This is a genomic window from Gallibacter sp. Marseille-QA0791, assembly GCF_965119705.1.
Classification (GTDB): Bacteria; Bacillota; Clostridia; order Peptostreptococcales; family Anaerovoracaceae; genus Lentihominibacter; species Lentihominibacter excrementipullorum.
On sequence record NZ_CBCPMH010000001.1, the window covers coordinates 1 to 15,649 of the forward strand.

14 protein-coding genes and 1 pseudogene are annotated in these 15,649 nt (G+C 52.1%); 13 read left to right on the forward strand and 2 right to left on the reverse strand.

Features of this window, described 5'->3' with window-relative positions; all coding sequences use genetic code 11:
- From ACQY69_RS00005 to ACQY69_RS00015, 3 genes are all read left to right on the forward strand, one after another.
- On the forward strand, positions 1-852 hold an 852-nt coding region (locus ACQY69_RS00005; RefSeq protein WP_428257549.1), incomplete at its 5' end, for a replication initiator protein A.
- Entirely contained in the window at positions 849-1,691 is an 843-nt protein-coding gene (locus ACQY69_RS00010) for an ATP-binding protein (RefSeq protein WP_002596233.1), read from the forward strand. The genes ACQY69_RS00005 and ACQY69_RS00010, both read left to right, overlap by 4 nt.
- Before the next feature lie 14 nt (positions 1,692-1,705).
- A complete protein-coding gene (locus tag ACQY69_RS00015; RefSeq protein WP_002596234.1) occupies positions 1,706-1,900 on the forward strand; it encodes a transposon-encoded TnpW family protein in 195 nt (64 codons plus the stop codon).
- A gap of 64 nt (positions 1,901-1,964) precedes the next feature.
- Here the strand turns inward: ACQY69_RS00015 and ACQY69_RS00020 are convergent, their stop codons facing one another.
- On the reverse strand, positions 1,965-2,165 hold the full coding sequence (locus ACQY69_RS00020) for a hypothetical protein (protein WP_002596235.1): 201 nt from the start codon (positions 2,163-2,165) through the stop codon (positions 1,965-1,967).
- A gap of 225 nt (positions 2,166-2,390) precedes the next feature.
- On the opposite strand from ACQY69_RS00020, the gene ACQY69_RS00025 reads away from it, so the two are divergent.
- From ACQY69_RS00025 to ACQY69_RS00065, 9 genes and pseudogenes are all read left to right on the forward strand, one after another.
- Positions 2,391-4,007 (forward strand): recombinase family protein, encoded by a 1,617-nt coding sequence (locus tag ACQY69_RS00025; RefSeq protein ID WP_002596236.1) that lies wholly within the window; start codon positions 2,391-2,393, stop codon positions 4,005-4,007.
- An 87-nt stretch (positions 4,008-4,094) separates the two neighbouring features.
- Positions 4,095-4,190 (forward strand): annotated as a pseudogene (locus ACQY69_RS00030) (Maff2 family mobile element protein); the annotation flags it as partial.
- A 19-nt stretch (positions 4,191-4,209) separates the two neighbouring features.
- A complete protein-coding gene (locus ACQY69_RS00035; protein ID WP_428257552.1) occupies positions 4,210-5,079 on the forward strand; it encodes a VirB6/TrbL-like conjugal transfer protein, CD1112 family in 870 nt (289 codons plus the stop codon).
- A 45-nt stretch (positions 5,080-5,124) separates the two neighbouring features.
- Complete coding sequence (locus tag ACQY69_RS00040) at positions 5,125-5,565, forward strand: PrgI family protein (RefSeq protein WP_428257553.1); 441 nt, start codon at positions 5,125-5,127, stop codon at positions 5,563-5,565.
- Positions 5,477-7,912: a VirB4-like conjugal transfer ATPase, CD1110 family gene (locus ACQY69_RS00045; RefSeq protein WP_428257555.1), complete on the forward strand. Its 2,436-nt coding sequence runs from the start codon at positions 5,477-5,479 to the stop codon at positions 7,910-7,912. The genes ACQY69_RS00040 and ACQY69_RS00045 overlap by 89 nt, the downstream gene beginning before the upstream one ends.
- Entirely contained in the window at positions 7,909-8,868 is a 960-nt protein-coding gene (locus ACQY69_RS00050) for a DNA-methyltransferase (RefSeq protein WP_428257556.1), read from the forward strand. Before ACQY69_RS00045 ends, ACQY69_RS00050 begins: the two co-directional genes overlap by 4 nt.
- Positions 8,869-9,212: 344 nt before the next feature.
- Positions 9,213-11,069: a CHAP domain-containing protein gene (locus ACQY69_RS00055; protein ID WP_428260971.1), complete on the forward strand. Its 1,857-nt coding sequence runs from the start codon at positions 9,213-9,215 to the stop codon at positions 11,067-11,069.
- A 30-nt stretch (positions 11,070-11,099) separates the two neighbouring features.
- On the forward strand, positions 11,100-11,381 hold the full coding sequence (locus ACQY69_RS00060) for a DUF4315 family protein (RefSeq protein ID WP_428257558.1): 282 nt from the start codon (positions 11,100-11,102) through the stop codon (positions 11,379-11,381).
- Positions 11,371-12,108 carry a DUF4366 domain-containing protein gene (locus ACQY69_RS00065; RefSeq protein ID WP_428257560.1) on the forward strand — a complete coding sequence of 246 codons (738 nt, stop codon included), beginning with the start codon at positions 11,371-11,373 and terminating at the stop codon, positions 12,106-12,108. The genes ACQY69_RS00060 and ACQY69_RS00065 overlap by 11 nt, the downstream gene beginning before the upstream one ends.
- A 194-nt stretch (positions 12,109-12,302) precedes the next feature.
- Here ACQY69_RS00065 and ACQY69_RS00070 read toward each other — a convergent pair whose 3' ends face one another.
- Positions 12,303-13,439, reverse strand: coding sequence for a DUF3800 domain-containing protein (locus ACQY69_RS00070; protein ID WP_428257561.1), 1,137 nt, complete (start codon positions 13,437-13,439; stop codon positions 12,303-12,305).
- Positions 13,440-13,514: 75 nt separating this feature from the next.
- Between ACQY69_RS00070 and ACQY69_RS00075 the strand changes: the two genes are divergently transcribed.
- Positions 13,515-15,620 carry a DNA topoisomerase 3 gene (locus tag ACQY69_RS00075; protein WP_428257562.1) on the forward strand — a complete coding sequence of 702 codons (2,106 nt, stop codon included), beginning with the start codon at positions 13,515-13,517 and terminating at the stop codon, positions 15,618-15,620.
- The last annotated feature ends 29 nt before the right edge of the window (positions 15,621-15,649 follow it).

Consider the following 15,649-nt stretch of genomic DNA (forward strand, 5'->3'; position numbering starts at 1 on the left):
GTGGGTGTCAAAGGGTACGCGATACATTTATCCTTTTCCCCCGGAAACGGCGTTTTAATGCGTGACAATACGCCAAAATCAACCCGAACACAGGGAGGTGATCCTATCGCTGATTATATCAGGGCAGACACGCGGCTGCCCGCCTATCTGCCGTATCCCCGTTTCCTGCTGAAAATGGAGATTTCACAGACCGCCAAGCTGCTGTATTCGCTGCTGTTAGACCGTTCCACCCTCTCCCAGAAAAACAAGTGGCTGGACGACGAGGGCAGGATTTATATTATCTATCCCATCGCGGAGATAGCAGAAATACTGGATAAAGGCAGCACCACCATCAAGGGGGCGCTTAATGAACTGGACACGGCGGGGCTGTTGGAACGGGAACGGGGCGGCTTCTCCGCACCGAACCGGCTTTATGTCAAAGTACCGCCAGTGCCACAGGTACAGTTTTCAGACCAACTGATGGCCGGAAGTCCGCCCCTCATAGAGCCGGAAAACCGTCCTACTGATGGTCAGAAAACCGACCTTATGATGGTCGGAAAACCGTCCCCTAACCAAACTACTATAAACAACCTTACAGAGAGCCAAACAAAGGGAGTGAGTGGGGGGCCGTCCGCGCCCTATGGCCGATATGGAAATATTTTTCTGTCACAGACCGAATACGACGAGTTGCAGGCAGAGTACCCTGACAGGCTGGAACGGTTCATCGAGGAAATGAGCCGCTACCTTGCCGCCAACGGGAAAAGCTACCAGAACTATGCCGCCGCCCTGCGGATATGGGCGGGGAACGACAAAAAGGAAGCCCCTAAAAAGGGCATACCAGACTACTCATGCAAGGAGGGCGAGAGTTTATGAAGAATGAAATCAACGCGGTTTTGGAGAATATGACGACCACCATCCCGGAGCCGGAGGACTACACCGGCGAGGACGGTTTACTGTACTGCGGCAAGTGCCGCAAGCCGAAAGAAGCCTATTTTGCGCCGGATAAGGCCGCTATCTTCGGGCGCGACCGCCACCCGGCAGAGTGCGACTGCCAGAGAACCGCCCGCGAGGAACGGGAAGCCGCCGAAAAGCGGCGCAGACACCTTGACACCGTGGAAGAACTGAAACGCCGGGGCTTTACCGACCCCACCATGCGGGACTGGACTTTCGAGAACGACAACGGCAGGAACCCGCAGACCGGGCTTGCCCGCCGGTATGTGGAGCATTGGGAAGATATGCGGACAGACAATATCGGCTGCCTGTTCTGGGGCGGCGTAGGCACCGGCAAAAGCTACCTTGCAGGCTGTATCGCAAACGCCCTCATGGAGAAAGAAATCCCCGTCCGCATGACGAACTTTGCTCTTATCCTCAATGACCTTGCCGCCAGCTTTGAGGGGCGCAACGAGTACATTTCCCGCCTTTGTCGTTATCCGCTGCTGATCCTTGACGACTTCGGCATGGAACGCGGGACGGAATACGGGCTGGAACAGGTGTTCAATGTGATTGACAGCCGTTACCGCAGCGGCAAGCCGCTGATCGTCACGACCAACCTTACGCTGGACGACCTGCACAACCCGGAGGACACCGCCCATTCCCGGATTTATGACCGCCTGCTTTCCATGTGCGTCCCGGTACGCTTTACCGGCGACAACTTCCGGCAGGAAACCGCCAAGCGGAAAATGGAGAGCATGAAGAAACTGATTACCGACTGAAAGGAGTATTGCCTATGGCAGATAACAAGCAGCACGACACCCGCACCACCCGCCGCCCTGACTGTGTGACGGAAATCCGCATGGGCAATTCCGTCCTTGTCGTGTCCGGCTATTTCAAGAAAGACACCACAACCACAGCCGCCGACAAAATGGCGCGGGTACTGGAAGCGGAAGCCGCTGCTACACAGGAGCCGACTTATCCGGCGTGAACCGGGGCATGGAAAAGCGGCCATGCCAGGGAGCATGACCGCTGGAACGAAAATCGGAAGTGCTTTAGCAATTCTTAATCTCATTCTCTATAAAATAATTTGCAATTTCAAAGGCTTTTATTCTTCTCTTTGCCAATGTGATTTGTGATTTATAACGCTCGGAATTATCCTTTGATTCAAATGTTTTTACTGTTTCTCTTAGCTTGTGCAGAGTTGAATCAATTTGCCTTTTGGCCGCGGTTAATTCATCTATTGTATACTTCATGTTTTCTCCTTTAACTTCTGATTTTTTTGTTAAATCAGAGTATACCACGGAGTTATGAACTTTTCTACTGCAAATATGGGACGACAACCCATACCATAAAAATCGGAAAATTGAAAAGCTGTAAAGAAGCAAATTTAACGCTTTTGCCGCTGTACAGCCCCCGCCGTTCCGTGGTACAATGAAACCACGGAATAGTGGGGCTGGCTGTCGGAAACGGAGGATTTTATGTTAAGACAAGCCACCCAAAACCTCATTACCGCCCTTTATCCGAGATTGTCCCACGAGGATGAATTGCAAGGCGAGAGTAATTCCATATCGAACCAAAAAAGGATACTCGAAACCTACGCAAAACAGAACGGCTTTACCAATCTGCGCTGGTACACCGACGACGGTTTTTCCGGCGCGAACTTCCAGCGGCCCGGATTTCAAGCCATGCTTGCGGACATTGAAGCCGGGAAAGTGGGTACGGTCATCGTCAAGGACATGAGCCGGTTAGGGCGAAACTACTTGCAGGTAGGGTTTTACACGGAAATGCTGTTCCCTCAAAAGGGTGTGCGTTTTATCGCTGTCAACGATAATGTGGACAGTGCCAGCGAGGGCATGGACAACGATTTTACCCCGCTGCGAAATCTGTTCAATGAATGGCTGGTGAGAGATACGAGCAAGAAAATCAAGGCAGTGAAAAAGTCAAAAGGCATGAGCGGCAAGCCTGTTACCAGCAAGCCGGTTTACGGCTATGTGATGGACGAGGACGAGAATTTTATTATAGACGAGGAAGCCGCCCCGGTGGTGCAGCAGATTTACCAGCTTTGCCTTGCCGGGAACGGCCCGACCAAGATTGCCCGTATGCTGACGGAGCAGCAAATCCCCACGCCGGGGACGCTGGAATATCAGCGGACAGGCAGCACCCGCCGTTATCACCCAGGCTATGAGTGCAAATGGGCGACCAACACCGTCGTTCATATCCTCGAAAACCGAGAGTACACCGGATGTCTGGTGAACTTCAAAACGGAAAAGCCTTCTTATAAGGTCAAGCACAGCATAGAGAACCCCGTCGAGAAGCAGGCCATTTTCGAGAACCACCATGAGCCGATCATCGACAAGGAAACATGGGAACGGGTGCAGGAGTTACGCAAACAGCGCAAACGCCCGAACCGCTACGATGAAGTGGGGCTGTTCTCCGGGATTTTGTTCTGCGCCGACTGCGGCCATGTGCTGTATCAGCAGCGGTATCAGAACAAAGACCGCAAACAGGACTGCTACATCTGCGGCAGCTACAAGAAGCGCACCCGCAACTGTACGGCGCACTTTATCCGCACCGATCTGTTGACCGCTGGTGTCCTGGCAAATCTCCGGCAAGTGACCGAATACGCAGCCAAGCATGAGAGCCGGTTTGTGAAACTACTTGTCCAGCAGAACGAGATCGGCGGCAAGCGAAAGACCGCCGCAGCCATCAAGCAGCTTGAACAGGCGCAGGAACGCATTTCTGAAATCAGCCGCATTATCAAGCGGCTGTATGAGGACAATGTAAACGGCAAAATCAGCGATGAGCGTTTCATGGAACTGTCGGCTGACTACGAAGCCGAGCAAGCGGAGCTGAAAAAGAGAGCCGCCGCCCTGCAAGCCGAACTGGACAAGTCACAGGCAGCTACCGTCAACGCCGAGAAATTTATGGGCATTGTCCGCAAGCACCTTGCCTTTGAAGAACTGACCCCCACTCTCTTGCGGGAAATGATCGAGAAAATTGTGGTGCATGAGTGCAGCTATGATGAGAACGGCACCCGCAGGCAGGACATTGAGATTTATTACAGCTTTGTCGGCAAGATTGACTTGCCCGAATAACCGCCCGACCTATCCGACACAATGGCCAAGTGTCGGATAGGAACGGCAAAATTTTTTGCACTTCTATTGCTTCTTTATCACACATAAGCAAAAAGCCAGGGCATGAAACAGCTCATGGCGGGCGGCGGCGTTGCCCTTATCGGTATGCTCCTTGTACCGCAGCTTGCAGGGCTTTTCGGATAAGCCGCAGGAGTAGCCGCCTATGCAGAGCATACTTGACGCGATTAACGAATGGATAAAGGGTATCTTAATCGGAGCCATTAACGGTAATCTGTCAACTATGTTCGGGGACGTAAACGAAAAGGTAGGCACTATCGCAAACGAGGTAGGCAAGACCCCGCAAGGGTGGAACGCGAATATCTTCTCCATGATACAGAACCTTTCGGAGAATGTAATCGTCCCCATTGCGGGGCTTGTCATTACCTACGTTCTATGCGTGGAGCTTATCAGCATGGTAACGGAAAAGAACAATCTGCACGACATTGACACATTCATGTTTTTCAAGTGGTTTTTCAAAGCGTTCGTTGCCGTCTTTCTGGTAACGCATACCTTTGACATCACTATGGCAGTCTTTGACATGGCGCAGCACATTGTTTCCGGCGCGGCGGGGGTAATCAGCAGCGACACGGCTATCGACGCTGCCGAAGCCCTTGCTTCCATGCAGGAGGGGCTTGAAGGAATGGAAATCCCCGAACTTCTCTTACTCATGCTTGAAACAAGCCTTGTGAGCTTGTGCATGAAAATCATGTCCGTACTGATAACGGTTATCCTTTACGGCAGAATGATTGAAATTTACCTATACTGTTCGGTATCGCCTATCCCATTCGCAACCATGACAAACCGGGAATGGGGACAGATAGGGAACAACTACTTAAAAGGGCTGTTCGCCCTTGGCTTTCAAGGGTTTCTCATTATGATATGTGTCGGCATTTATGCCGTCCTTGTAAACGACATGATTATCGCAGACAACCTACACAGCGCGATATTCTCCCTTGCAGCCTATACGGTTATCCTCTGCTTTTCCCTGTTTAAATCCGGCGCACTGGCAAAATCAATCCTCAATGCACACTAACACAGAAAACGCGGGGAGCTTCCCCCGCAGAAAGGAGGTTTTCACTTGGCGTATGTACCCGTACCAAAAGATTTATCCAAAGTCAAAACAAAAGTCGCTTTCAACCTTACGAAGCGGCAGCTCATTTGTTTTGCGGCAGCCTTAGGCGTAGGCTTGCCGCTTTTCTTTTTGCTCAAGGACAGCGCAGGGACGAGCCTTGCAGCTATGGCTATGATTGTCGTCATGCTGCCCTGCTTCCTCTTTGCCATGTATGAGAAACACGGGCAGCCCCTTGAAGTGATTGTAAAGAACATCATACAGACCCAGTTTATCCGTCCAAAGGAACGCCCCTACCGGACGGAAAACCTATACGCCGTCTTGGAACGGCAGAGAAAACTTGAAAAGGAGGTATCAGCGATTGTCAAAAAGACAGGCAGCACAGGCGCGGGCAGCCGCCCCCGCAAAGAGAAAAAGGAAGCTGACCCGCGCCGAAAAGAAACAGATTGAAAGCATTATAAGACAGGCAAAGGGCGACGGGAAAACCCACACCGCGCAGCAGACCATTCCCTACTTGCAGATGTACCCGGACGGTATCTGCCGGGTAACGGATAAGAAGTATTCAAAGAGTATCGCGTTTGAGGACATCAACTATCAGCTTGCAGGCAGCGACGATAAGACCGCTATTTTTGAAAACTGGTGTGACTTCCTCAACTACTTTGACGCAAGCGTGAGCGTGCAGCTTTCCTTTATCAATCAAGGCACACAGCGGGAGGAAGCGGAAAAAGCCATTGACATACCCCCGCAGGACGACGCTTTCAATTCTATCCGCAGCGAGTACGCGGGTATGCTGAAAAATCAGCTTAGCAAAGGGAACAACGGGCTTGTGAAGCACAAGTATATCACGTTTTCCGTGGAAGCCGACAACCCGGCGGCGGCAAAATCCCGCCTTGCCCGCATTGAAACCGACATACTCAACAATTTTAAAGTGCTTGGCGTGACCGCCCGCCCCATGAACGGGCAGGAACGGTTAAAGGTGCTGCATGGGGTATTCCACCCGGACGGGGAGCCGTTCGCGTTTTCCTATGACTGGCTTGCCCCGGCAGGGCTTGCCACAAAGGACTTTATCGCCCCGTCCTCTTTCCGGTTCGGGGAGGGTAGGTATTTCCGCATGGGGCGTAAAATCGGCGCGGTTAGCTTCCTTGAAATCCTTGCGCCGGAACTGAACGACCGTATGCTTGCCGACATTCTGGACTTGGAAACGGGCGTAATCGTCAACTTACATATCCGCAGTATCGACCAGACGGAAGCCATAAAGACCATTAAGCGGAAAATCACAGACCTTGACAAAATGAAGATTGAGGAACAGAAAAAGGCTGTCCGTTCCGGGTATGACATGGATATAATCCCGTCCGACCTTGCCACGTTCGGCAGCGAAGCGAAAAATCTCTTGCAGGATTTACAGAGCAGGAATGAAAGAATGTTCCTCTTGACCTTCCTTGTGGTAAATATGGCAGACACGAAGCGGAAACTGGAAAATGACGTTTTCGCGGCGGCGGGTATCGCCCAGAAATATAACTGCGCCCTTACCCGCCTTGACTATCAGCAGGAAGCAGGCTTGATGAGCAGCGTTCCACTGGGCGAAAACCTTGTCCCTATCCAGAGGGGATTGACGACGAGCAGCACCGCGATTTTCATTCCCTTTATCACGCAGGAGCTTTTTCAGACCGGGGAAGCCCTCTACTACGGGCTGAACGCACTTAGCAATAACATGATACTCTGCGACCGGAAGCAGCTCAAAAACCCGAACGGGCTTATCCTTGGAACACCGGGAAGCGGGAAATCCTTTGCGGCAAAACGGGAAATGACAAATGCGTTCCTCATTACCGACGACGACATAATTATCTGCGACCCGGAAGCCGAGTATTTTTCCCTTGTGCAGCGACTTAACGGACAGGTGGTGCGGCTCTCCCCGGCGGGAAAAGGCATGGACGGCAAGCCCCAGTATGTGAACCCTATGGATATAAACCTCAATTACAGTGAGGACGACAACCCGCTTGCTTTAAAAAGCGACTTTATCCTTTCCCTCTGCGAGCTTGTCATTGGCGGCAAGGAGGGCTTGCAGCCTGTCGATAAGACCGTCATTGACCGGGCGGTAAGGAACGTGTACCGACCGTTTCTTGCCGACCCCGACCCGGCGAAAATGCCTATCCTTGGCGACCTTTACAATGAACTTTTGAAGCAGCCGGAGCCGGAAGCGGCGCGGATTGCGGCGGCATTGGAGCTTTACGTTTCCGGCAGCCTTAACGTGTTCAACCACAGGACGAACGTGGAGCTTTCCAACCGCCTTGTCTGCTTTGACATTAAGCAGCTTGGGAAGCAGCTCAAAAAGTTAGGTATGCTCATTGTGCAAGACCAGGTATGGAACCGCGTTACCGTCAACCGGGCAGAGAAAAAAGCAACGCGCTACTACATGGACGAATTTCATCTTCTCTTGAAAGAGGAACAGACCGCCGCCTATTCCGTGGAAATCTGGAAGCGGTTCCGTAAATGGGGCGGCATACCGACCGCAATCACGCAGAACGTAAAAGACCTTCTGGCAAGCCGGGAAGTGGAGAACATCTTTGAAAACAGCGATTTTGTCCTCATGCTCAATCAGGCGCAGGGCGACCGGGCTATCCTTGCAAGGCAGCTCAATATTTCCCCGCAGCAGATGAAGTACGTTACCCACACCGAAGCGGGCGAGGGGCTTATCTTCTATGGGAACGTGGTGCTGCCCTTTGTAGACCGCTTCCCGAAGGACACGGAGCTTTACAGGGTAATGACGACGAAGCCGGAGGAAGTGGGCGAAGCATGAACGGACTGAAAGCAGACACCATTATCAACCGGGACGCACTGTATGCCCTGCGGGAGCTTCCCTCTGAAAGCGTCCATTGTGCCGTGACAAGCCCGCCCTACTACGCGCTGCGCGATTACGGGCTTACCATGCAGATAGGGCGCGAGGACACGCCGGAAGAATATATTGAACGGCTGACCGAGGTTTTCCGGGAACTGCGGCGGGTGCTGCGCCCGGACGGTACGCTCTGGCTGAATATCGCAGACACCTACTGCGGCACAGGCAGCAAGGGCGGCTATACCGACCCAAAATACCCACAGGGCAGGAACGGGCAAAGTGTGTCCGTCGCAAGGAAAACAGCAGGCTGCAAGCAAAAGGATTTAATCGGTATCCCGTGGCTCTTAGCCTTTTCCCTGCGCGCTGACGGGTGGTACCTGCGGAGCGACATTATCTGGCAGAAAGAAAACCCCATGCCGGAGAGCTGTAAAGACCGCCCGACCCGCTGCTATGAACATATCTTCCTGCTTACAAAAGAAAAGAAATACTACTATGACGCTGCGTCCATAGCTGAACCCATTTCCCCGAAAACGGCGGCGCGGTACCGCATGGGGCGCAGCATAAACAGCAAATACGCCGCAGAAGTCCCCGGACAGGGAAAAGTGCAAGGACTGAACAAGGCAAGGCGCGGCGGCTACTACGACGACGCGCTCATGCCGACCACAAGGAACCGCCGGGACGTTTGGACTATCAATACCGTTCCCTATAAGGGCGGGCATTTTGCCGCGTTTCCCCCGAAATTAGCGGAAACGTGCATACTGGCGGGCTGTCCGAAAGGCGGCATTGTCCTTGACCCCTTTTTCGGGAGCGGTACGACCGGGCTTGCAGCGAAAAGCCTTGACCGCCACTATATCGGCATTGAGATTAACGCAGAGTATTGCGTCCTTGCAAGGGCGCGGATTGGAGGTGGAAAGACATAAAACAGTATAAGCCCCGCGATAAAATCACTCAGAAAATGACCCGTGACGGGCTTGTGGAGGTAAACGAAACCAGACAGACCGCCGAACGGGTAAGCAGCCGGGAACGGGAAGCAGACTTTTCCGGGAAGAAAGAGCCGGAAGCCCCGCAGGGGAAACCCCACAGGCAGAAAATCCGGCATGACCCACGGGAGCAGCCGCAGGCAGAACCGCAGAAGCCGCAGGAGCCGGACAACCAGACGGCGCAGGAAGCGGCGCAGCCGTTTCCCGCTTCCCCCGACGCTTCCCCGCTGCCCCATGCGCCGGGAGCTGTCCCGAAGCAGGACACGGCAGCCGCCGAGCGCGTCATGGAGCATATCGACGCAGCCCATACCCGCAAGGCAAGCAAAAGGGCGGTAAGGAAAGCACAGGAGGAAGCGGCGGCACAAACGAAGTCGTCCCGTTTGCAGTTTACCGAAGAAGAACTTACCACCCCGGAACTGGAAAAGTACATTGAGAAATCCAACCGGGCAGCCGACCGCCTGGACGCGGCAAAAGCAGCTATCCCGAAACAGAAAAAACTTGTCAAGGAGCGCACCTTTGACGAAGCCACCGGAAAGGCAAAGACCCGCTTACGCTTTGAGGAACGGGAAAAGCCCATGCCCGGAAGCAAAAGCCATAAAAACCCGCTGTCCCGCCCCGCGCAGGAAGCGGGTATTTTCGTCCACAACAAGGTACATTCCGTAGAAAAGGACAATTCCGGCGTGGAGGGCGCACACAAATCCGAAGAACTGGCGGAAAAAGGCGCGAAATACGGGGCGCGGAAAGTGAAACAGGGCTACCGCAGCCACAAGCTCAAACCCTACCGGAAAGCGGCAAAGGCAGAGAAAGCGGCGTTCAAGGCGAACGTCAACTTCCAGTACCACAAGACGCTCCGCGACAACCCACAGCTTACGAGCAATCCCCTTTCCCGCTTCTGGCAGAAACGGCAGATTAAAAAGCAGTATGCAAAGGCAGCAGGGGCAGGCAGCGCAAAGGGTATCAAAGCCGCAGCGGAGAACACCCGGAAAGCGGCAGCCAAAGCCGCCGAGAAAACAAGGCAGACCATAGCGTTTGTGGCAAGGCACCCGGCAGGCGTTTGTATCGCCATAGCCGCGCTGCTCCTGATTATCCTTGTCTTTGCGGGGCTGTCGTCCTGTTCCGCTATGTTTTCCGGGACGATAAACGGCGTTGTGGGGACTTCCTACACATCAGAGGACAGCGACCTTGTAGCGGTGGAAAACAGTTATGCCGCTATGGAAAATGAGCTGCAAAGCGAGATTGATAATATCGAACGCACCCACCCCGGCTATGATGAATACCGCTACGACCTTGACACAATCGGGCATAACCCCCATGAATTAGCGTCCTATCTGACCGCCCTTTTGCAGAGCTATACCCCACAAAGCGCACAGGCAGAAATCGAGCGCATTTTTGGCTTACAGTACACCCTGACGCTGACCGAGGAAGTGGAAATCCGCTACCGGGAGGAAGAACGCACTAACACATGGACGGACGAGGACGGCAACGAGCATGAGGAAACTTATACGGTTCAAGTGCCGTATGAGTACCATATCCTCAACGTGGAGCTGACGAACAAGCCCATTTCCTCACTTGCGGAAGAACTTCTGACCCCGGAGCAGCTTGAAATGTTCCGCGTCTATATGGAAACAAGCGGCAATAAGCCGTTGATTTTCGGCGGCGGTTCCCCGGACACTTCCGCGTCGGAGGATTTAAGCGGCGTACAGTTTGTAAACGGCACACGCCCCGGAAACACCGCCCTTGTAGACCTTGCGAAGCAGCAAGTCGGGAACGTGGGCGGCTATCCCTATTGGAGCTGGTACGGCTTCAATTCCCGCGTCGAGTGGTGTGCCTGCTTTGTGTCATGGTGTTACAACCGGGCGGGCGTGAGCGAACCGAAGTTTGCCGCCTGCCAGTCGCAGGGTGTCCCGTGGTTCCAGTCGCGCGGGCAATGGGGCGCAAGGGGCTATGAGAATATCGCCCCCGGCGACGCTATCTTTTTTGACTGGGACTTGGACGGCAGCGCAGACCATGTAGGCATTGTCATAGGCACAGACGGGAGCCGCGTCTACACCGTGGAGGGCAATTCCGGCGACGCCTGCAAGATAAAAAGCTACGACCTGAATTATCAGTGTATCAAAGGGTACGGGCTGATGAACTGGTAAACCGACTAAAAATGAAAGGAGAAATTTTTTATGGCTATGAACAAGATTGAACGTATCGACCGGGAAATCCAGAAAACCCGCGAGAAAATCACAGAGTACCAGAATAAGCTGAAAGGCTTGGAAGCACAGAAAACCGAAGCGGAAAACCTGCAAATCGTACAGCTTGTGCGGGCTATGAAGCTGACCCCGCAGGAGCTTAACACAATGCTTTCCGGCGGCGGTATTCCGGGCATGGAACCCGCGCCGGACTATGGCGCAGGGGAAGCCGCAGACTATGACGAGGGACAGGAGGACGCAGAACATGAAGAATAAAATCACACGGACACTGACCGCCTTTTGCGCCGCCCTGCTCCTTATGGGCGGCTTTTCCGTTCCCGCTTTTGCACAGACCCCGGAGGACACACCCGACGTAACCAATGACAGCGGCGTTGTTGTGGAGGAACCGCAGGAAGCCGAACCCCTCACGCCGGAGGGGAACGCCACCCTTGTAGATGATTTCGGCGGGAATAAGCAGCTTATCACAGTGACGACCAAAGCCGGGAATTACTTCTATATCCTCATTGACCGGGACGACGAGGGGGAAAACACCGTCCATTTCCTCAATCAAGTAGACGACACAGACCTTTCCGCTCTTTTGGAGGACGGGGAAGCCACAGAGGAAACGCCTGCCGTCTGCACCTGTACGGAGAAATGCGAAGCCGGAGCCGTCAATATGAACTGCTCCGTATGCTCTACTGACCGTACCCAGTGTGCGGGCGCGGAAGCCGAACCAGAGCCGGAGGAACCGGAAGAACCGCAGGAGGAAGAAAGCGGCGGCAGCATGGGACTACTGCTTATCGTCCTTGTGCTTGCCGGGGCAGGCGGCGCGGCGTTCTACTATTTTAAGGTACTGAAACCGAAGAAGGACGCGGCAAAGGGAAGCGACGACCTTAGCGATTATGACTTTGACGACTACGACGAAGAAACCGAGGAAGAACAGCCGGAAGAACCGGACGGCGGGGAGGAAGCAGACGAGGGACAGGAGGATAAGGAAGTATGACCCTGTTCACAGACAGCCCCTATGAAAAGATGATGATACAGAAACCGGAGGACAGGAAGCGGGACAAATCCCCGCCCGCTTCCTTTTCCCCGCGCTGCGCGGGCTGCCCCTATAGGGGGGCAGTCCCCTTGTATTGGGTACTGTATAAAACAGGTTCAACAGAAAAAGGTAACTGAGCGTGAAAATTTAAAAGCCTAATTTATCAAAGCATTTCGTAGAATAAAACTACTAATATCATGTTCTTCTATGCTTTCTGTTGAATTTAAGAGTAGTTTGCTTAATCGTTCGGATTTTATAATGAGTTGAGCCAATACACGCAACGCTTTTCGTTGCCTATCAGAGAGTATTGTAAACAGTTGGTGAGCTTGATATATATCAATGCTATTCGTATATGTGTAGTATTTACCTAATAAACCGACAATACAATCTGACACTTGGACAAGAGGGTTATTTATAGAATTAACAAACTCATAATTTTCTAATTTGCTTTCACCATTATAAAATTCATACTCTGCAAATATTTCTTCAATTTTATATTCATTATCGAAAATGTGTTTAGCATGAGGGAAAACGCCTATTGGACGTGTATAAAAGGAAAAGTAGTTTTCAATAACGGTCTTTTCCATATTCCCTTGTAAAAAAGAAAGCTCTTTTTGTTTTCGTGCAGCTTTTACACCTTGTCGAAGTATTTCTAAATCAAACGGAATATCTACACATGAATTATCAATATACCCTAATATGTGAGTATAAAAATAATCAATATCTTTACTACTGACATTTGGGTAATTACAGCGAACAAGCAGACTATAAAAATCCCGATAATTTTTTCGCACCAATTTATATAACTCATTTTTCATTTGGTAGATAAACGGAATATAACCCGGTTCATCTATGCTATCTATAATATCGACTATCGCAAAATATAGATTATTGACATTTGAGAAATGAATATATAAATCACTGTCGTAAAGCCATTGCAAAAAGAAAAGTACCTTTTCTTCATTTAGACATTCTAAAAATGATTTTGCTTTGCTTATATGCTTGAATTTCATTTCCTTAGCAGACTTCTGTAATCGTAGTTTGGTTTTTAGGCTATCTACATCGGCCGTTGATTTATCTCCGAAGTACATTACACCACCTAAAACAAAATCACTATCTATTGGTGCGTTGAAGTCATTTTCATCTAACCATAATTTACGGATGTTATTGGATTCATCATAATAAAAGGTACATTTTCGATTGTCAAACACCTTTAACTCATTACTTATATCTTGAAAATCATCACTCATTAGTAAAAGGCGAAAAATGCTTAAATCCATTTTTTTTGCCACATTATCACTCCTTATGTTTTTTCCTATTATACAACCTTTATTAACGTATCACCATAACCGGAAGGAGGATTTTTATTGACTTCACATATCTTAGTAATCGCTGAAAAGCCCAGTGTGGCGCAGTCTATCGCCGCTGTCCTTGGCGCAAAGGAGAAAAAGGACGGCTTTATTGAGGGGAACGGCTACCTTGTTTCATGGTGTGTCGGACACCTTATCGGGCTTGCGGAAGCTGCCGCTTATGGGGAGCAGTACCAGAAATGGAGCTATGACAGCTTACCCATTCTGCCGCAGGAATGGAAATACACTATTGCCGCCGATAAGAAAGCGCAGTTTGACACCCTCAAAGACCTCATGCACCGGGACGACGTTTCCGAAGTCGTCAACGCCTGCGACGCAGGGCGCGAGGGGGAATTGATTTTCCGTTTTGTCTACAACACCGCAGGCTGCAAAAAGCCCATGCGCCGCCTTTGGATTTCCTCAATGGAGGACGAAGCTATCCGGGACGGCTTTTCCCACTTAATGGACGGGCGGGACTATGACCCCCTCTTTGCTTCTGCCCTATGCAGGGCAAAGGCTGACTGGATTATCGGTATCAACGCCACCCGCCTTTTCTCCTGCCTTTATAACCACACCTTGAACGTGGGGCGCGTCCAGACCCCCACCTTAAAAATGCTTGTTGACCGGGACGCTGCCATTACTACTTTCAAGAAAGAAAAATACTACCATGTGCGGCTCATGCTCTCCGGCGCGGAAGCCGTAAGCGTCCGGCTCCCCGCCGCTGATGAAGCGCGGGAACTGAAAACAGCCTGCGAAGCGTCGCAGGCCGTGTGCGCTTCTGTCGTGAAAGAGCAGAAAACCGCAGCCCCGCCGAAGCTCTTTGACCTCACTTCCTTACAGCGGGAAGCGAACCGGATTTTCGGCTATACCGCAAAGCAGACCCTTGACCTTGCACAAGCCCTCTATGAGAAGCGGCTCCTTACTTATCCGAGGACGGACAGCGCATTTCTTACCGACGACATGGGCGACACGGCGGCGGGTATCATCACAATGTTATGCGGGAAGCTCCCCTTTATGGAGGGCGTTGCCCTCACGCCGGAAGTGCCCCGGCTTTTAAATAGTAAGAAGGTGTCCGACCACCATGCAATCATTCCCACTATGGAGCTTGCCAAAACCGACCTTTCCGGGCTGCCGGAAACAGAACGGAATATCCTTACCCTCGCCGGGGCAAGGCTTCTCATGGCTGCCGCCGAACCGCACACCTTTGAAGCGGTCACGGCGGTTTTTGAATGTGCCGGACAGACCTTTACCGCTAAGGCAAGGACGGTACTTTCCGACGGGTGGAAAGGCTTGGAACGCCGCTACCGGGCGACCCTCAAAACAAAGCCCGACCCGGAGGACAGCGAGGAAAACGGGCTTCTCCCCGGTACGCTCTCCTTTGCCGAAGGGCAGACCTTTGACAGCCCCACGGCAAAGGTAACGGAGCATGACACCACGCCGCCGAAGCCACACAATGAAGCGTCCCTGCTCTCCGCTATGGAACGCGCCGGGAATGAGGAAACCGACCCGGACGCGGAACGTCGGGGGCTTGGAACGCCTGCGACCCGCGCCGCCGTCATTGAGAAGTTAGTCAAGGGCGGTTTTGTAGAGCGCAAGGGAAAGCAGCTTATCCCCACAAAGGACGGTATCAACCTTGTATGCGTCCTGCCGGAAGCCCTCACTTCCCCGAAGCTGACCGCCGAATGGGAAAACAACCTGACCCAGATAGCAAAGGGAAAGGCAGACCCGGACGCATTTATGGGCGGTATCGAGGAAATGGCAAAGGGGCTTGTGAAATCCTATCCCTTCCTTTCCGGCGAGAAAAAAGACCTGTTCAAGCCGGAACGCGCCGAGCTTGGCAAATGCCCCCGCTGCGGCTCCCCGGTCTATGAGGGGAAAAAGAACTATTATTGCAGCAGCCGGGAATGTACCTTTACCATGTGGAAGAACGACCGTTTCTTTGAGGAAAGGAAAGTAACCTTTTCCCCGAAAATCGCCGCCGCGCTCCTAAAGGACGGCAAGGTAGCCGTGAAAAAGCTCTATTCCCCGAAAACAGGCAAGACCTATGAAGGAACCGTCCTTTTGGCTGATACGGGCGGGAAGTACGTCAATTACCGGGTGGAGCTTCCGAAGAAACAAAAGTAACGCAGCAAGCATAGGAAAGGGGTACCCTT